This is a genomic window from Rhodococcus sp. NPDC019050 (genome assembly GCF_055664235.1).
Genome location: NZ_JBVOON010000015.1, coordinates 111,383 through 129,343 on the forward strand (window position 1 = coordinate 111,383; position 17,961 = coordinate 129,343).

General features: G+C 67.4%; 17 protein-coding genes and 1 tRNA gene. 6 read left to right on the forward strand and 12 right to left on the reverse strand.

Annotated features, from left to right (window positions below; all coding sequences use genetic code 11):
- Positions 1-32 precede the first annotated feature (32 nt).
- Positions 33-1,973: an acyl-CoA dehydrogenase family protein gene (locus AC0B44_RS16235; protein ID WP_471903863.1), complete on the reverse strand. Its 1,941-nt coding sequence runs from the start codon at positions 1,971-1,973 to the stop codon at positions 33-35.
- 246 nt (positions 1,974-2,219) lie between these two features.
- Between AC0B44_RS16235 and AC0B44_RS16240 the strand changes: the two genes are divergently transcribed.
- Positions 2,220-2,393: a hypothetical protein gene (locus tag AC0B44_RS16240; protein WP_471903864.1), complete on the forward strand. Its 174-nt coding sequence runs from the start codon at positions 2,220-2,222 to the stop codon at positions 2,391-2,393.
- A gap of 6 nt (positions 2,394-2,399) precedes the next feature.
- On the opposite strand, the gene AC0B44_RS16245 is transcribed toward AC0B44_RS16240, so the two are convergent.
- A complete protein-coding gene (locus tag AC0B44_RS16245) occupies positions 2,400-2,831 on the reverse strand; it encodes a hypothetical protein (RefSeq protein ID WP_471903865.1) in 432 nt (143 codons plus the stop codon).
- A gap of 119 nt (positions 2,832-2,950) precedes the next feature.
- Here AC0B44_RS16245 and AC0B44_RS16250 point away from each other — a divergent pair, with 119 nt between their 5' ends.
- Positions 2,951-3,478, forward strand: a complete 528-nt coding sequence (locus AC0B44_RS16250; protein ID WP_471903866.1) for a peptidylprolyl isomerase — start codon at positions 2,951-2,953, stop codon at positions 3,476-3,478.
- Positions 3,479-3,488: 10 nt separating this feature from the next.
- Positions 3,489-4,415, forward strand: a complete 927-nt coding sequence (locus AC0B44_RS16255; RefSeq protein ID WP_471903867.1) for a rhomboid family intramembrane serine protease — start codon at positions 3,489-3,491, stop codon at positions 4,413-4,415.
- On the opposite strand, the gene AC0B44_RS16260 is transcribed toward AC0B44_RS16255, so the two are convergent.
- On the reverse strand, positions 4,400-4,867 hold the full coding sequence (locus AC0B44_RS16260; protein WP_471903868.1) for a PH domain-containing protein: 468 nt from the start codon (positions 4,865-4,867) through the stop codon (positions 4,400-4,402). The genes AC0B44_RS16255 and AC0B44_RS16260 overlap by 16 nt on opposite strands.
- 74 nt (positions 4,868-4,941) lie before the next feature.
- Entirely contained in the window at positions 4,942-5,205 is a 264-nt protein-coding gene (crgA, locus tag AC0B44_RS16265; RefSeq protein WP_471903869.1) for a cell division protein CrgA, read from the reverse strand.
- A gap of 123 nt (positions 5,206-5,328) precedes the next feature.
- Here crgA and AC0B44_RS16270 point away from each other — a divergent pair, with 123 nt between their 5' ends.
- Complete coding sequence (locus tag AC0B44_RS16270) at positions 5,329-6,054, forward strand: DUF881 domain-containing protein (protein WP_471903870.1); 726 nt, start codon at positions 5,329-5,331, stop codon at positions 6,052-6,054.
- 20 nt (positions 6,055-6,074) lie between these two features.
- Positions 6,075-6,737, forward strand: a complete 663-nt coding sequence (locus AC0B44_RS16275; RefSeq protein WP_471903871.1) for an aminodeoxychorismate/anthranilate synthase component II — start codon at positions 6,075-6,077, stop codon at positions 6,735-6,737.
- 68 nt (positions 6,738-6,805) lie between these two features.
- On the opposite strand, the gene pknB is transcribed toward AC0B44_RS16275, so the two are convergent.
- The 7 genes from pknB to AC0B44_RS16310 form a co-directional block, all read right to left on the reverse strand.
- A complete protein-coding gene (gene pknB / locus AC0B44_RS16280) occupies positions 6,806-8,719 on the reverse strand; it encodes a Stk1 family PASTA domain-containing Ser/Thr kinase (RefSeq protein ID WP_471903872.1) in 1,914 nt (637 codons plus the stop codon).
- On the reverse strand, positions 8,716-10,275 hold the full coding sequence (locus AC0B44_RS16285; protein ID WP_471903873.1) for a serine/threonine-protein kinase: 1,560 nt from the start codon (positions 10,273-10,275) through the stop codon (positions 8,716-8,718). Before AC0B44_RS16285 ends, pknB begins: the two co-directional genes overlap by 4 nt.
- A 1-nt stretch (position 10,276) precedes the next feature.
- A complete protein-coding gene (locus AC0B44_RS16290; protein ID WP_471903874.1) occupies positions 10,277-11,761 on the reverse strand; it encodes a peptidoglycan D,D-transpeptidase FtsI family protein in 1,485 nt (494 codons plus the stop codon).
- The gene (locus AC0B44_RS16295) at positions 11,758-13,203 is read right to left on the reverse strand and encodes an FtsW/RodA/SpoVE family cell cycle protein (protein WP_471903875.1); all 1,446 of its coding nucleotides are present in this window, start codon (positions 13,201-13,203) and stop codon (positions 11,758-11,760) included. The genes AC0B44_RS16290 and AC0B44_RS16295 overlap by 4 nt, the downstream gene beginning before the upstream one ends.
- Entirely contained in the window at positions 13,203-14,705 is a 1,503-nt protein-coding gene (locus AC0B44_RS16300) for a PP2C family protein-serine/threonine phosphatase (protein ID WP_471903876.1), read from the reverse strand. The genes AC0B44_RS16295 and AC0B44_RS16300 overlap by 1 nt, the downstream gene beginning before the upstream one ends.
- The gene (locus AC0B44_RS16305) at positions 14,702-15,163 is read right to left on the reverse strand and encodes an FHA domain-containing protein FhaB/FipA (RefSeq protein ID WP_072701176.1); all 462 of its coding nucleotides are present in this window, start codon (positions 15,161-15,163) and stop codon (positions 14,702-14,704) included. Before AC0B44_RS16305 ends, AC0B44_RS16300 begins: the two co-directional genes overlap by 4 nt.
- A gap of 155 nt (positions 15,164-15,318) precedes the next feature.
- On the reverse strand, positions 15,319-16,650 hold the full coding sequence (locus tag AC0B44_RS16310; protein ID WP_471903877.1) for a DUF3662 and FHA domain-containing protein: 1,332 nt from the start codon (positions 16,648-16,650) through the stop codon (positions 15,319-15,321).
- A 202-nt stretch (positions 16,651-16,852) separates the two neighbouring features.
- Here AC0B44_RS16310 and AC0B44_RS16315 point away from each other — a divergent pair.
- Positions 16,853-16,938: transfer RNA gene (locus tag AC0B44_RS16315), tRNA-Leu, on the forward strand.
- Between the two features lie 144 nt (positions 16,939-17,082).
- Here the strand turns inward: AC0B44_RS16315 and AC0B44_RS16320 are convergent.
- A partial coding sequence (locus tag AC0B44_RS16320) for an AraC family transcriptional regulator (protein ID WP_471903878.1) occupies positions 17,083-17,961 on the reverse strand: 879 nt, incomplete at its 5' end.

Below are 17,961 nucleotides of genomic sequence, written 5' to 3' on the forward strand. Positions count from 1 at the left end.
AGCGCGGGCCGTTGTGGTTCTGCCCGTCGGGCTTACACGACGTTACGGGTATCCATGATGATCCGCCGGGCGACGTTCTCCTCGGTGGACGGACCCGGTGTCCATTCCGCGATCCACGGGCCCGTTCCTTCGCTCGCATCCAGGATGCCGTTCTCGAGCCAGCTGTAGCGACCGTCGAGGACACCGCGGGTGAGCTTGCGATCGGAATCGTCGGTGTTGCTCCACAATCCGTCGAACAGCGCCTCGACCCGCAACCTGGACTGCAGGCAGAACGCGTCTGCGAGTTCGTATGCGGCGTCGGCACCTGGATGGCCGTCGGCGCGTTGTCGTTCGGCGCGTATACAACTGGCCGACATGGCGAACAGTTCGGCACCGATGTCGACGATGCGGCCGAGGAAGTTCTGCCGCTTCTCGAGACCTCCCTGCCACCGGGCCATGCCGTAGAACGTCGACCTGGCCAGTTTGCGTGAACTACGTTCGACGAACCTGAGATGTGGTGCGAGGATCCCGAATTCGGTGAACGATCCGGGAAGACGGCCCTTGCCTGCCACCAGCGAGGGTAACCACTTGGCGTAGAAGCCACTCGCCTTCGCCGCGGCCCGCGCTTTGGTCTCGAGAGACGCCTTGGGGTCGATCAGGTCGCCGGCGGCGCGGAGGTGCGCGTCGACGGCCTCTCGCGCCACCAGGAGCCGCATGATCTCGCTCGAACCTTCGAAGATGCGGTTGATGCGCAGGTCCCGGGCCATCTGTTCCGCGGGCACGGCTCTTTCACCGCGCGCGGCAAGAGATTCGGCTGTCTCGTAGCCGCGGCCGCCGCGGATCTGGATCAGCTCGTCGGCGATGGCGCAGCCCATCTCGCTGGCCCACAACTTCGCGAGCGCGGCCTCGATGCGAATGTCGTTGCGCTCCTCGTCGTTCATCTGGCCGGACAGTTCCACCACCGACTCCAGCGCGTACGAGGTCGCCGCGATGAAGGAGATCTTGGCGGCCACCGCCTCGTGTTCGCCGAGGGCTTTGCCCCACTGCACCCGGGCGCCGGACCACTCGCGAGCAATCTTGAGTGCCCACTTGCCGGCCCCGGCGCACATCGCCGGTATGGCGAGCCGTCCGGCGTTGAGTGTCGTGAGGGCGATCTTGAGGCCGTCGCCTTCGCGTCCGACGAGATTCTCGGCGGGCACGCGCACCTTGCTCATCCGGGTCAGGCCGTTCTCGATGCCTCGCAGACCCATGAAGGAGTTGCGGCGTTCGACGGTGATGCCAGGGGAGTCGGCCTCGACGACGAACGCCGAGATACCTCCTCGATGCCCGTCGCTCTTCGGGACCCGCGCCATGACCACGAGCAGTTCGGCGACGACACCGTTGGTCGTCCACAGTTTCACGCCGTCGAGTTCGTACGCCCGGCCGTCGTCCACGGGAACCGCGGTCGTGGCCAGTCGTGCGGGGTCGGAACCGACGTCCGGTTCGGTGAGCAGGAATGCCGAGATCGCGCCACGAGCGCAACGCGGCAGGAACCGCTTCTTCTGCTCCGGGGTGCCCGCGAGTTTCAGCGGTTCGGGGACACCGATGGACTGGTGTGCCGAGAGCAGTGCCCCCAGGCTCGGGTGTACGCAGGCGACGACCATCAACGCCCGGTTGTACGCGACCTGAGACAGCCCCAGACCGCCGTACTCCACCGGAATCTTCATACCGAAGCAGCCGAGTCCGGCCAGGCCCCGGATGTAGTCGTCGGGGATGCGGGCATCGCGTTCGATTTTCGGGCCGCTCATGTCACGGCACAGATTCCGCAGCGAGGTCAGAAACTCCTCGGTGCGTGCGTCTTCGTCGGGGGTGGGGCGGGGGAACGGATGGACGAGATCGAGGGTGAACCGGCCGAGGAAGAGGTGTTTCGCGAACGACGGCTTGGTCCAGTCCGCCTCCCGTGCCTCTTCGGCGACCTCACGGGCCTGCTGTTCGGTGACGCGGGTGTCTGCCATTTTTGCCTCCAGATGGCTTGCCTACCGGCGAGTATTCACCCCATGTGTGTTGTGCGTCACAGAAATCTCCGGAACGATACCGGCCGGTAATCGATGCAGGAGGTCCCGAAAGCGTGAATCAGATCAGTGTCCGGCAGCGCCTGTCCGAGATGCTCTATCCCCGGATCGCGCCTACGCTCGAGTAGTCACCGTCGACGCTTCCGCCCGTCAGCCCTCGTCGATCCCCGGATCGAGTTGGAGACGACCATGACATTCCTGGCGTCCGTCCCGGTTCTTCTCACCCTCGTAGCGCTGCTCTACTTCGTCTCGGTCCGCATCGTGGACCATCTGATCCGTAGTGCCGAACGCGAATACGGCGCTGCGGGCGACACGCCGATCGTCTCCGATCCCGTGACCCCCGGGCTTCCCACGCCCCGATAAGCCGGCTCAGCCGGCTCGGTCGGCGGGCGTTGCGGCGGCGTCGGTAGCGACCGGACGCACGCGAGGAGGCTCCGGCGCGATCGGCGGGTGAGCCGGCCGGCGACTCCGGTACAGCGCGACGGCGCCGAGCACCAGCGCACCCACGACACCTGTCGTGACCAGCGTCTTGCGTCCCGGCCGGGGTGTTTTCCTGCGCCGAGGCGCGGACGCCGCAGCCTTCTCCCGGCGGACCTCCTGCGCGCGGTCGACAAGGTTCTTCGTCAGTTCGAGGCCCTGGCGGGTGAGCAGGATGCCCGCCGCGGCAGAACCCTGCGCCAGGGTGACCGCGCCGTCGCCGGCGACGTGCAGGGCGTCGCTCAGGCTTCCGTCCTGCGCAAGGGGATACACGAGGTCGGGGAGGGAACCGCTGCGGATGCTGAAGTCGCTCACCTTCGTCATGGCTCCACTCTTCCATACGGTCGCGTCCGTTCGGCGTCCGTCGTCCGGTCTCTTAGGGGAAGGACCTTGTAGGGGAAGGACTCAGCGGGCGTCCGAGACGGGAATGGCACCATAGGGGAATGACGTCACCGAATCAGACAGCAACTGCCACGCTCCACACCAACCGTGGAGACATCGTGATCGCTCTCTTCGGCAACCATGCGCCGAAGACCGTCGAGAACTTCGTCGGCCTCGCCACGGGAACCAAGGATTACAGCTCGTCGAACGCGAAGGGCGAGTCGAGCGGACCGTTCTACGACGGCTCCGTCTTCCACCGCGTGATCGACGGCTTCATGATCCAGGGCGGCGACCCCACCGGCACCGGCCGCGGCGGCCCGGGTTACCAGTTCGGCGACGAGTTCCACCCGGAACTCCAGTTCGACCGCGGCTACCTGCTCGCCATGGCGAACGCCGGTCCGGGCACCAACGGCTCGCAGTTCTTCATCACCGTCGGCCCGACGCCGCACCTGAACCGTCGCCACACCATCTTCGGTGAGGTCCTCGACGCCGACTCGAAGAAGGTCGTCGACGCCATCGCCACCACCAGCACCGATCGCGCCGACCGCCCGGTCGACGAGGTCGTCATCAACAGCATCACCATCTCCTGAGGTAAGTGCCATGACGAACCCCGGCTGGGGTCCTGCGGCCGAGGACGGTGGTCGGCAGCCCCAGCCGCGGTGCGTCCGCCATCCCGATCGCCCGACCCTGCTCACCTGCACACGGTGCGGCAAACCGTATTGCCCCGAGTGCCTGCGTCCGGCAGCGGTCGGCCAGCACTGCGTGGATTGCGTGGCCGAGGCCGCCCGCTCCACGCCGCAGGCCCGGACCATCGCGGGCGCTCCCGCACGCTCCGGGAGAGCCACCCCGGTCGTGACGTACGCGCTGATCGCGCTGAACGTTCTGGTCTTCCTCGTCACCGCCGCGCAGTCCGGCAGCGTGATGAACAACGAGCGGTCGTCGTCGCTCTTCCTGGACTGGGCCCTGTGGCCCCCGGCGATCGCCGCCAACGGTGAATACATCCGGATTCTGGGCAGCGGTTTCCTGCACTTCGGACTGCTCCACCTGGCAGTCAACATGTTCGCGCTGTGGATCATCGGACGCGACACCGAGCTTGTTCTCGGCCGTGCCCGCTATCTTGCGGTCTACCTGGTCTCGCTCCTCGGCGGTTCCGCAGCGGTGATGCTGCTGCAGACGGGAGCCGTCACGGCCGGCGCCTCCGGTGCGGTCTTCGGGCTGCTCGGGGCGCAAGCGGTGATCTTGATGAGGCTTCGCCGCAGTCCCGCACCGGTACTGGGGGTCGTGGCCCTCAACGTGTTCATCAGCATCACGATCCCCGGAATCTCCCTCTGGGGACATCTCGGTGGGCTCGTGGCAGGTGCGGCCGCCACCGCGGCACTGCTGTACGGCCCGCAGTCGCTCCGTGCGGGCAACGATCGCGCACGCGTGGTGCGCACAGGATGGATCGCACTCGGTGCGGTCACGATCCTCGTCGTGGCGTTGGGCGTACTCGCGGTACTGCGCTTACGGGCTCAGCTGGGCTTGTGATCGGGTGCCAACCCCCGCGCGCCGAGTGCCTCGTGCACGGCGCGGGGGTCGGTCCCGAGGTCCCAGCGACCGAAGATCATCAGATTCTCCGAACCGTCACGCGGATCGATCGTGTCGATCTCGAGCATGGGTACCCGGCGGCCCATCCGGGGATATTCCACGAGTCGCACGCGGTGCAGCGTCGTAGCCGGGTACTCACGTCGCCCCGTCAACCGGGTCACGGCGAGCCCCGACGATCCGGGCAGCACCTCGAGGCGCGGCCGCTGGCGCCAGGCCGAAGCTGCGAACAGGAGCACCAGTAGCGCCGCGAACCCGACGAGCACGCGGCCGGCGGCGTCGACTGCCGTCATCGCCGCCACCCCGAGTGCAACGCCTCCCACTGCGAGCGCGGCGACGGCGCCAGGGGGCGTCGACCACCGCGGTGTGTCCTCGGTGCTCACGTCAGCCCTCATATCGCTTTGTACACAGGGTTATCCCCAGGTGGGGATGAATAACAAAGATGTAATCCACAGGAGCGAGCGCGCTTTCAGCGCCACTTCATGGTCATGACGAGACCGGCCACCATGAACCCGAATCCGATGAGGAAGTTGTAGGCACCCAGCGAGTTCATCCAGGAAATCTGTTCTGCCGCCAGGTAATACACGACCAGCCACAGCAGACCGATGATCATCAGGCCGAGCATCACCGACACGTAGAGGGTGCTCGACGGCGCAGCCTTCACCTTCACAGGTGTGCGGCTCACCGTCCGGGTCGCGCTGTCGTCCTTCTTACGTACCTTCGACTTGGGCATCGTGTCCTCGTTCTTGCGACTCCGCTCGTGCCGGACGAGCGGGGTAAGTTGGGCAGCTACCTGTGCTGTATACGCTAACGCTGTCGTGTCAACGCTAACGTAAGGCCGGAACGGAGGGGTGAGGTGTCCGAGTGGCAGCCGCGCCGAGTGGTCTGGGGTTCCGCGACCCTGGCCGTCTGTCTCGTCGGCGGGTTGTTGATCGGCACCACACGCGGTGTCTCCGAGGGGCACGAGCTTCGCGTCGGCGACTCGCCACGGCTGTCCGACCTCGTCCGCGCCGCGCAATCCGGGACCGACGATCTCGCCGACACCCGTGACGACCTCGCGCGGCAGGTCGCAGAGGTGCAGGACCGCGTCGCTGCGACCGACGGCGACGTCGCGTCCGTGCTCGACGAACTCTCCGCCGTCGCCGACCCGGCGGGCCTGACCGCTCTGCACGGTCCGGGGGTCACGGTGACGCTCACCGACGCGTCGCGCGACGCCGACGGCAAGTATCCGTCCGGGGCGTCACCGGACGATCTCGTTGTGCACCAGCAGGACGTCCAGAGCGTGCTCAACGCGATGTGGGCCGGCGGCGCCGAGGCTGTCTCGATGCAGGATCAGCGGATCGTGGCCACGTCGGCCCCGCGCTGCATCGGCAACACGCTGCTGCTCCACGGCCGCACATACTCCCCGCCGTACGTCATCACCGCTCTCGGCGACCGGTCGCGGCTCGAGGCGGCGCTCGACGCCGAACCGGGGATCAGGGTCTACAAGCAATATGCGACGCGCTACGGGCTGGGCTACACCCAGACGAGCGGCGCCGACCTCTCCGTCCCCGCCTATACCGGGGGCGCACCCACCCGCTGACCTGCCGGTAACCTCGTGGCATGCGCATCCTGGTCGTCGACAATTACGACAGCTTCGTCTTCAACCTGGTCCAGTACCTCGGCCAGCTCGGCACGAAGGCGGAAGTGTGGCGCAACGACGACGAACGGCTCACCGCGCCGGGTGCGCTGGCCCGCGTCGCCGAGGAGTTCGACGGTGTTCTGCTGAGCCCCGGCCCGGGCACCCCGGAACGCGCCGGTGTCAGCATCGACCTCGTGAAGGCATGCGCCGACACGAGCACCCCGCTCCTCGGGGTATGTCTGGGTCACCAGTCGATCGGTGTCGCCTTCGGAGCGACAGTCGATCGCGCGCCGGAACTGCTGCACGGCAAGACGAGCGTCGTGCGGCACAACGACACGGGTGTTCTTGCGGGCCTTCCCAGCCCCTTCACGGCCACTCGCTACCACTCGCTGACCGTGCTTCCCGAGACGATGCCCGCCGAACTCGAGGCGACCGGCCACACCGAGAGCGGCGTGATCATGGCGCTGCGCCACACCGAGTTGCCGATCCACGGCGTGCAGTTCCACCCCGAATCGGTGCTCACCGAAGGTGGTCACCGCATGCTCGCGAACTGGCTCGGAATCTGCGGTGAAGCGCCGGAGGAGGCGCTCGTCGCGCAACTCGAAGCCGAAATGGCCCGCGCGCTCGACGGCGGCGCCGCCTGAGTTTCCCTCCACCCACGACAAAGGTCCCGGACGCGATGTCCGGGACCTTTGTCGTCAGATGCCGGGGATCACCGGATACCGAGCACTCCGACGCCGATCGTGATGGTCTGGGTCTTGGAGATCTCCGAGCCCGGGGGCTGCGCCTGGGTGATCACGGTGCCCACCAGATCGGGTGAAAGCGTGGCTTCCCGGGTCTGCACGAGATCGGACGCGGAGCCGGTCCACCCGGCGCTCCGCAGCGCCGACAACGCCTCCGACACCGAGCGGTTGGTGACCACCGGCATCTCGATGCGGTCGCCGTTGGACACCTTGATCGTCACCGTCGACCCCTGAGCGGCGGATGCGCCACCCGCCGGAGACGTCGAGACGACCGTGCCGTCGGGCTCGCTCGATTCGATCTCCTCGACGACGACCTCGAAGCCCGCGCCTTCGATATTGCCGGTGGCCACCGCGGTGGCCTGACCGACCACGTTGGGCACGCGCACCTGTTCCGGTCCACTACCCAGCGTGATCGTGACCTCGCCGTCGCGCTCGATGCTCGCGCCCGATGCGGGGCTCTGCCCGACCACGAGATCCACGTCGTCCGCGTCCGACGGGGCGCGCTGCACGTCGGAGCTCAGACGCAGGCCCACCGCTGCGAGTTCCTGCGCGGCGCGCTGCTGAGTCATTCCGGTGAGGCGGGGGATCTGTACCTGCTCCGGCCCGCTCGACACCTCGAGCGTGACCGTCGATCCCTCTTCTGCCTGCGTACCCGGCACGGGGCGGGTGTTGATCACGTTGCCCTTGGCCACCACCGGGTCGTTCTTCTGCTGGATCGACACGCGGAAACCGGCGTCCTGCAACTGGGACTCCGCCACCTCCGAACTGAGGTTGCGCACGTCGGGCACGGCGACCTGTGCGGCGGTCGAACCGGGGCCGAGCGACCAGAGGAACACACCGACGATGCCCACGACCACCAGCGCGACGAGGCCGAGGAGGACCCGTTTGGCGACGGACCCGCCGCCACCGCCGGAGTCGTCACCCGAAGTGTTGCCCGTCGCACCGGCCGGGGTGGCGCGCGCGTGCCGTCCGGGGTTCGGGTCCGCGGCGTCGAGCAGGGTGGTGCGGTCCTCGTCGGTCATGACCATCGGGGCGCTCGGTCGCTGACCGTTGAGCACCCGGATCAGGTCGCTGCGCATTTCGGCGGCCGACTGGTAGCGGTTGGCGGGATTCTTCGCCATCGCCTTCAAGATCACCGAGTCCAGCTCGTGCGGAATCGACGGATTCACGGACGACGGCAGCGGCGGATCCTCCCGCACGTGCTGGTAGGCGACCGCCACGGGCGAGTCACCCTTGAACGGCGGTTCGCCGGTGAGGATTTCGAACAGCACGCAGCCGACGGAATACACGTCCGACCGAGCGTCGACCTGCTCGCCGCGCGCCTGCTCGGGCGACAGGTACTGGGCCGTACCGATCACGGCGGCGGTCTGCGTCATCGGGCTGGCGGCGTCCGACAGCGCCCGGGCGATACCGAAGTCCATGACCTTCACGGCACCGGCGTTGTTGATCATGACGTTCGCGGGCTTGACGTCGCGATGCACGATCATGTTGCGGTGGCTGAAGTCCAGGGCTGCGCAGACGTCGGCGATGACCTCCATCGCGCGCTTGGGTGCCATCGGGCCGTCGCGGCGAACGATGTCGCGCAGGGTGTCGCCCTCGACGTACTCCATGACGATGTAGGGCAGGGGCCCGGCGTCCGTCTCGGCTTCGCCCGTGTCGTACACCGCGACGATCGCGGGGTGGTTGAGTGCTGCCGCGTTCTGGGCTTCACGACGGAAACGCAGGTAGAACGTGGGTTCGCGGGCGAGGTCTGCGCGCAGAACCTTGATCGCCACGTCCCGTCCGAGCCGTGTGTCCCGCGCGAGGTGCACCTCGGACATACCGCCGAAGCCGAGGATCTCACCCAGCTCGTACCGAGAGGAGAGCTTGCGCGGTGTGGTCATGACGTTCCTTGGGTGTCCGGCGGTCCGTTGTTCGTACCGTTGCTGGCTTCGGGATCGGTATCCCCGCCGTCTGCGTCTCCGTCCGCCTCACCGTCGGTCTCGCCGGCAGCCGGCGCAGTAACGGTGGTCGTGGTGGTCTGGGTCGTCGCGTTCGTGGTGGTGGGGACGGTCGTGGTGGGCGTCTCCGTCGTCGGCGGCACCGTGGTGGTGGTGGGCGGGACGGTGGTCGTGGGGGGCGCCTGGAAGGTCGGTGTCTCCACCGGAGCCGGCGCAGGCGCGGGCTCCTCGGTGGTGGTCGTTGTCCGAGGTGGTCTGGTGGTCGTCGTGGTGGGACGGGTCGTGGTCATCTGCGTGGTCGGCGACGGTCCCGGGGTACGGGTCCCCTCGTCGTCGCCACCGAACAGGACGATCCCGAGGGTTACGAGGGCGAGCAGGATCGCCGCGCCCGCAGCCCACGCCAGGGCTGTCGGGCTCGGTCCACGCCTGCCACCGTCGCCGTCACCGGAGGATCCACCCGCGGTCGGCGGTCCCGACACCGGCGGCTGTCCGGCCGTCGGGGGCAGTGCGCCGGTCTGCGGCTGGGTGTAGGCGGTCGGGGCGTAGTACTGGTTCGGATCGAGCGCGCGTGTCGCCGACGTCGGCGCCGCGGTGCCCGGCACCCCGGGGGGCAGGACACGGTTCGCGCTGGTCACCGGCGGCACATTGCCGGGCGGCGGCGCCGGCCGACCGGAACGCACCGCGGATACGGCGTTGGCGAACTCGCCGCCGTTGGCGTACCGCTGCGACGGGTCCTTCGACATCGCGATCCCGATGAGTTCGCGCACCTCGGCAGGCAGATCGTTCGGCAACGGGGCCGCCGTCTCCTGAACATGCTTCATCGCGACGGTCACCACGCTGTCGCCCAGGAACGGACGACGGCCCGACAACACCTCGTAGCCGACGATGCCCAGCGAGTAGACGTCACTCGCGGACGTCGCCTCCTGGCCGAGCGCCTGCTCCGGCGCGATGTACTGGGCGGTGCCCATCACCATTCCGGTGCGGGTGACCGGCGACGCGTCCACGGCCTTGGCGATGCCGAAGTCCGTGATCTTCACCTGGCCCGTCGGGGTGATGAGGATGTTGCCCGGCTTGACGTCGCGGTGCACGACACCGGCGTTGTGCGCGGCCTGGAGCGCCCGCCCGGTCTGCTCGAGCATGTCCAGGGCGTGCGGCAATGACAAACGGCCCACCCGCGACAGCACTGCGTTGAGCGGCTCGCCGTGGACCAGTTCCATCACCAGGTAGGCGATCGACTGACCTTCGGTGTCGGTGGTTTCGCCGTAGTCGAACACCCCGGCGATGCCCGGGTGGTTGAGCTGGGCGGTGGTGCGTGCCTCGAACCGGAAACGCGCGAGGAAGTCCTCGTCGCCCGAGAGTTCGGCCTTGAGGACCTTGACCGCGACCCGCCGGTCGAGCCGGGTGTCGAGGCCTTCCCACACCTGGCCCATGCCGCCGGTGGCGATCAGTCGCTGGAGTCGATATCTGTCGGCGATCATGGCGCCGTTGCTCAAAGCCATGTCAGCCTCCCTGTAACCCGGCCGAGATCACGGCTCGTCCGATGGGTGCGGCCACAGAGCCGCCGGTCGCGGCGAGTGCACGGTCGCCACCGTCCTCCACGATCACCGCGATCGCGATGGTGGGTTGCTGCGCCGGCGCGAACGCGATGTACCACGTGTGCGGCGGCGTGTTCCTCGGGTCGCTGCCGTGCTCCGCGGTACCGGTCTTCGACGCGATCTGCACACCGGGAACCGTGCCCTGCCCGCCCGCGAAGTTCTCGGCGCCCACCATCAGTTCGGTGAGGGTCGAGGCGACCTGCGGCGGAATGGCCTGGCCCAGCGATTCGGGCGTGGTCTCGTCGAGGACCGCGAGGTCGGGGCCCTGCAGGCGCTCCACGAGATACGGCTCCATCCGGACGCCACCGTTGGCGATGGTCGCGGCGATCGACGCGTTCTCGAGCGGAGTGAGCGCGACGTCGCGCTGGCCGATGCTGGTCTGGCCCAGAGCGGCTCCGTCGGGGATCGGACCGATGGTGCTCGGCGCGACCGGCAACGGCACCTCCATGTTCTCGTCGATGCCCAGTGCCTCGGCCTGCTCGACGAGGGCTTCTCGTCCGGTGTCGATGCCCATCTCGACGAAGGCGGTGTTGCACGACCGCGCAAACGCCTCCCGCAGCGTCACCGTCGGTGCGCCGCCGCACGGGGCGCCGCCGTAGTTCTCGAGGGTGGTGGCCGTGTCGGGCAGGGTGATGGTCGGTGCAGCGGTGAGCTGCGTGTCGGGGGTGACGCCGGCCTCGAGCGCCGCGGCCGTGACGACGACCTTGAAGGTCGACCCGGGCGGATAGGTCTGCGAGATCGCCCGGTTGAGCATCGGCTTGTCGGGGTCGGCGTTGAGTTCGTCCCAGGCCGCCGACGTAGCGGCACCGTCGTGCCCGGAGAGGCGGTTGGGGTCGTAGCTCGGCGTACTCACCATGGTCAGGATCCGGCCCGTGCTGGGCTCGATCGCGACGACCGAACCGGTGTATCCCCGGCTCGTCAGTTCGTCGTAGGCGACCTGCTGCATGACGGGGTCGATCGTGGTGACCACGTTGCCGCCACGAGGATTGCGTCCGGAGACCAGATCGAAGAAGCGCTGCCCGAACAACAGGTTGTCGGACCCGTTGAGCAGTGCGTCTTCGGAGCGTTCGAGCCCGGTGCTTCCGTACTGCATCGAGTAGAAGCCCGTGACCGGTGCGTACGCAAGCGGACTCATCGGCTGATTCGGCGGCGCCGGGTACTCGCGCAGGTACTTGTAACGGCTGTCGGTGGGGATCGAGACCGCGAGCGCCTGACCGGCGGCGGCGATCTGGCCGCGCTGCCGGGAGTACTCGTCGATCAGCACACGCGAGTTACGCGGATCGGTGCGCAGGTCGTCGGCTTTGATGACCTGCACATACGTGGCGTTGGCGAGAAGGGCGACGACCATGAACATCACCGCCATCGCGACCTTACGAAGCGGACCGTTCATTCGCGCCCCATCATTTCCGTCGGCGCGTCGGCGATCGGCGTGGCCTTCTTCCGTGGGACAGCGGGCTCGCGGGCAGAATTGGAGATCTTCATCAGGAGTGCCAGGAGGAGATAGTTGGCGAGCAGAGACGAACCGCCGTACGACACGAACGGCGTGGTCAAGCCCGTCAGGGGGATCAGCTTGGTCACGCCACCGACCACCACGAACAACTGGACCGCCATCGTGAACGACAGGCCGGCCGCGAGAAGCTTGCCGAAACTGTCGCGGACCGCGAGGGCGGTGCGCAGACCACGGATGATGAGAATCAGGAACAGCAGCAGGATCGCGGCGAGCCCGATCAGGCCGAGTTCCTCGCCGATCGCGGCGATGATGAAGTCGGTCTTCGCGAACGGCACCTGCGTCGGCCGGCCACTACCGAGACCGGTGCCGGCGACACCGCCCGTCGCGAGGTTGAACAACGACTGGGAGATCTGGTAGCCGGTGTTGTTGTAGTCGGCGAACGGGTCGAGCCAGGTCTCGACACGCACCCGCACGTGGCCGAACATCTGGTACGCGAAGTAGAAGCCGAGCGCGAGCAGCGAGAAGCCGATCACCAGCCAGCCGACACGCTCGGTGGCGATGTACAGCATCACGAGCACGGTCGTGAACAGCAGCAGGGACGTGCCGAGGTCCTTCTCGAACACCATCACACCGATGGACAGCACCCAGGCCGCCAGAATCGGGCCGAGGTCGCGTGCTCGCGGGAAGTCCATGCCGAGGAAATGCTTGCCGGCGGTCGTGAAGAGGTCGCGTTTCGCGACGAGGACCGACGCGAAGAAGATGATCAGGAGGATCTTGGCGAACTCACCGGGCTGAATGCTGAAGCCGGGCAGCTTGATCCAGATCTTCGCGCCGTTGACCTCGGAGAACTGCGAGGGCAGCAGGGCCGGGATCGCCAACGCGACCAGGCCGATCAGCCCGAGGGTGTAGCTGTAGCGGGCGAGCAGCCGGTAGTCGTGCAGGAAGGCGAGCACGAGGATGAACAACCCGATGCCGAGTGCGGTCCACAGGACCTGCTGCGTGGCGTCGGGCGACGGGGCCTCCACACCCAGGTAGCGGGCGTTCTCCTGGTCGGCGAGATCGAGCCGGTGGATGATCACCAGGCCGAGCCCGTTGAGCAGGGCGACGATGGGCAGCAGGAACGGGTCCGCGTACTTCGCGAACCGGCGCACGGCGAGATGTGCGACGAGGAACATCACCGCGTACGTCGCGCCGTACTTCAGCAGGTCGGCGGTGAACGTCTGCTCGAGGCTCACTTCGACGAGCATCAGCGACACGGTGGTGATACCGATCGCGCCCAGAATCAGGAGAAGTTCGGTATTTCGACCTGTCGACTGGACCGGTGCCGGAGCGAAGCCACCCGGGGGACTCGGAAAGGCCCCCGCGCCATGGGTCACCGACATCAGGCGCCCACCCTGCAGTTCTGGCCGGGTATCTGCGGCGGTGCGGGAGGTGCTGCCGGCACCTCCGGAGTCGCCGACGCGGGCGCCGGAGCCGGCTGGCCGCCGACCTCCGGCTCGGGTGTGGCCGGTGGTGCCGCGGGCGGCGAGGTCTCGCCGGGCGGGAGGGGTGCGGCGGTGCCGTCCACTCCCGGCGCCGGAGTCGCCGGCGGTGCCGGGACGGGTTCGGCCGGCGGTGTCTCCTCGACGGCGCACACAGGCAGCAGGTCCATCGTGGCGAGACGTTCCATCTGCGCGCTGGTGTCCTCGAGCGAGCCCGACGGCAACCCGGCGCGGACCTGCTCGCGAGCGGCCGGCCAGAGATCGTCGACGAGCATGACGCGGCACTGCGCGTCCCCGGGTGCGGAGAGACTGATGTCGCCTTCGTCGGTGAGACACCCGACGAGTGCGGCCTCCTGCAGCGAATACCCGAAGACGTTTCCGGGGACTCCGCGCAGCACCGTCACGGCGCCGCTGTTGTCACCCACGTAGTAGTTGTTGCGCACGAGCTGGCGACCGACCACGAGACCGACGGCGAGCAAAGCGACCAGCGCGAGGATGACCAGCGGCCACCACAAGCGGCTGCGCTTCTTCGGAGGTGTCTCGGGAGCCTGGACGATCACGCGCTTGGGGGCGGCGCGAGGCGGGCGCATGGCGGCCGCGCGTCCGGCGGCGGTGTTCGGGGGCGGAGAGTCCTCGTCGTCGTCGGTCGACGCAGCGCCGGCGACGATCGGCTTGCTCTGCCCGTAGTCGAGGTCGATCACGTCGGCGACGACCACGGTGACGTTGTCCGGGCCACCGCTGCGCAGCGCCAATTCGATGAGCCGGTCGGCGCATTCGTCGTGGCTGCCCTCGCGCATGGTGTTGGCGATCGTCTCGTCGCTCACTACGTCCGACAGGCCGTCCGAGCAGATCAGGTAGCGATCACCGGCCCGGGCTTCGCGGACGGTGAGAGTCGGCTCGACCTCGGCGCCGGTGAGGGCGCGCATGATGAGCGAACGCTGGGGATGCGTGTGCGCCTGCTCGGCCGTGATGCGGCCTTCGTCCACCAGCGACTGCACGAACGTGTCGTCGCGCGTGATCTGGGTGAGCTGGTCGTCGCGCAGCAGGTACGCGCGGGAGTCGCCGATGTGGGCGAGTCCGAGCTTGCTTCCGGCGAACAGGATCGCGGTGAGCGTCGTGCCCATCCCGTCCAATTCGGGTTCTTCTTCCACCTGATCTGCGATCGAGGCGTTGCCCTCGTGGACCGCGGCGGCGAGTTTGCCGAGGAGGTCACCACCGGGCTCGTCGTCGTCGAGGTGCGCGAGCGCGGCGATCATCAGCTGGGAGGCGACCTCACCGGCCGCATGCCCACCCATACCGTCGGCGAGCGCGAGCAGGCGCGCGCCGGCGTAGACGGAGTCCTCGTTGTTCGATCGAACGAGGCCGCGGTCGCTGCGGGCGGCATAACGCAATACAAGGGTCACGGGCGGAGCTCGATCACGGTTTTACCCACTCGGACAGGCGTACCGAGAGGGACGCGGACAGCAGTGGTGACTTTCGCACGGTCCAGATACGTGCCGTTGGTCGACCCGAGGTCCTCGACGTACCAGTCGGAACCCCGCGGCGACAACCGGGCGTGCCGGGTCGAGGCGTAGTCGTCGGTCAATACCAGCGTCGAGTCGTCGGCGCGGCCGATGAGCACGGGCTGGGTGCCCAGGGTGATCCGGGTGCCGGCGAGGGCACCGTGGGTCACCACCAGATATTTGGCGGTCTTGTTGCGGCTCAGCGACGGAAGCATCGACTGTTTCGGCGAATATCGCGGCAACGGTCGCGCGGTTCCGGCGTAGATATCCGACCGCAGACTGCGCAGTACGGACCACACGAACAACCACAGCAGGAGGAGGAAACCCGCCCGGGTCAGTTGCAGAATCAACCCCTGCACGGCTCATCCTCCTTCGGCTCGGTCGACCGGCATATGCCGTCCGGTTCGCTGCGGTTACTCACAATACGGACACGGTCGACTCGATACAGCGTCCGACGCGCATTACACGCGTCGGACGGTGTCGACGGACCCCGTAGGTCCTGGCTACCCGTAGCTCAGAGGATGCGCACAAGGATCTCCGAGTGACCCGCACGGACGATGTCCCCGTCGGCCAGCTGCCAGTCCTGGATGGACGCGCCGTTGACGGTGGTGCCGTTGGTGGATCCGAGATCGGAGAGCATGGCGACCTGCCCGTCCCAGCGGATGTCGATGTGACGACGGGAAACACCCGTGTCGGGGAGGCGGAACTGGGCGTCCTGTCCGCGGCCGATGATGTTGCTGCCTTCACGCAGCTGGTAGTAGCGACCGCTGCCGTCTTCGAGCTGCAGGGTGGCCGTCAGCACGCGACCGGCGGCGGGGGACTGGTAGCCGCCTCCCGCGTAGCCCTGGTCGTACGCAGGCTCGGCCGCGTAGCCCTGGTCGTATCCGGGGTCGGCGTAGCCCTGCTGTCCGTACGGCTGGGCCTGGTAACCCTGATCTGCGTAACCCTGGTCGTAGCCACCGCCCTGCGGCTGCGGCGACTGGTAGCGATCGTCGTAGCCCGGCTGCCCGTACTGCTGAGCGCCGTCGCGGCCGTAGTCCTGGCTGTACGCCTGGGGCTGGGCACCGTAGGCCTGCTGGTCGTACCCGCCTTGCTGGTCGTAGCCACCTTGCTGCGAATAGCCTTGCTGGTAGCCCTGCGGATCGTAGTTCTGATCGCTGTAGGCCTGCTGGTCGTACCCGCCCTGGTCGCCGTAGCCGGCCTGAGACTGGTTGTCGTAACCACCCTGCTGGGGGTCGCTGTAGGCCTGGCCGCCCGCGTACCCGGCACCGTTGTTGTAGCCCTGTGCGTAACGCTGATCCTGGCCGACGTGCGCGTGACCGTTGCGTGCGTACTGCGGTTCCGCGTCTGCGGGGTCACGGCTCGGTTCGTAGCCGGGGTTCTGCGTCATGGGGCCAACTCCTGGTTCGGGTGTCACTGTTGGGCGGTTCTGCGGGTTCCGCGGAGCCGGGGCGCGCGCCGCTGAGCGCCCCACATCTGGATCAACCGAGCCGCGAGTCCGAAACTGCCCTGTGTGCAGTGCCGGCGACGACTCGAAGACGACATGGATGTCACCGTACGTCTGCCATCCCTGTTCACGGATGAAGTCATCAAGGTGACGCGCAAAGGCCTTGACAGTCAAGTCCCGGTCGGCAGCGAGGGCCTCATGGTCGGATTCGCTGATGGTGATCACGTATTTGTTCGGTGCCAGTGTGTGGCCCCGATCGAGCTGCTGGACGCTGTCGGTCGCCTCCTGCTGCAGGGCAGCTTCGACTTCCTGAGGAACTACGCCGCCGCCGAACACGCGGGCGAAAGCGTCGCCGATAGCGGACTGAAGCTTGCGTTCGAATCGTTGGGCGATGCCCATTGCGACCCCCTTTCAGGTCTCCGCGTGTCGTGATGCAGATCGTGCCACTGCATGGTATCGACTTTTTCACCATTTGGACCCGGCGGCGCCCCGCGCGTGTTCCAGGCAGTTCTTTTCGGCGGGTCGTGGAGCACGCGATATGGTCCTGACCAGGCGAATCGTTGTTTGATTAGGAGCTGTGTTACTGTTTTCTGCGTTGCTCGGGCGAGTGGCGGAATGGCAGACGCGCTGGCTTCAGGTGCCAGTGTCCTTCGGGACGTGGGGGTTCAAGTCCCCCTTCGCCCACCAGGAGCAGTTCCACGAACTGCACAGAACGAGGTCACGAACTCGAAAGAGATCGAGGCCTCGTTTTTCGTTCGCCGGGGAAGCTCTCGAGCCACGACTACGATGCTGTGCGGTGTCCGTACGCCGCAGACTAGGCCGGCGAAAGCGTCACGGGATCTGTGCGGTCAGTGGGGTGGCGCTAGGGGAGATGCCATACATGCGCGGATACTCCCGGCTGAACTGGGAGGGGCTGTCGTAGCCCACGCGGTGGGCAACGGCGGTGATGTCACGGCCGGCCGAGAGCAGCAGAAGACGGGCCTGTTGAAGGCGAATGAGTTTCTGGAACCGAATCGGACTCTGCGCGGTGGCGATGTGAAAGTTGCGGTAGAACGCCGACGGGCTCATCCCCGACATTCGTGCCAGGTCTGCGACGCGGAAGGGCTCGTCGTAATGATCGCGAATCCAGCGAACTGCGCCCGCGATATGGTGCAGGCCACTCTCGGCCAGACCGAGCTGGCGAACCGCAGTGCCGTGTTGCCCGGTGACCAGGCGCCATAGGATTTCGCGCTTGATCAGCGGCGCCAGCGCCGCGCGGTCACCAGGGTGGTCGAGCAATCGGATCAAACGGACTGCGGCGTCGAGTAGTTCGCTTGTCAGAGTGCCCACCGCGACGGCGGGTGTCACCTTGTGGTGCACGCGGGATAAATCGCCGGGGCGGACATCCAGCAGTAGATCGGCAATGGCCGAGGGATCCAGAACGAGCGCAAAACCGAGCGCGGGCGCCTCAGGAGTTGCACCGACGAATGTGCCGGTGACCGGCAGGTCGATGGAAGTGACGAGGTAGTCACCCGGCTGGTACTCGTGCACTTGATCGCCAACTGCAAGGCGCTTGGCTCCCTGTGCCAGAACCGCGAGGACGGTGCCCGACATCTCGACCGAAGGCGGCCCGGAGGATAGTGCCCCGTGGAGTGGTGGACTTCGGATCGGCTCTGCAGTAGACGTAGTGATCAACGAGTCGTGCTGGATACTATGCTGTTTCGCTCGAGC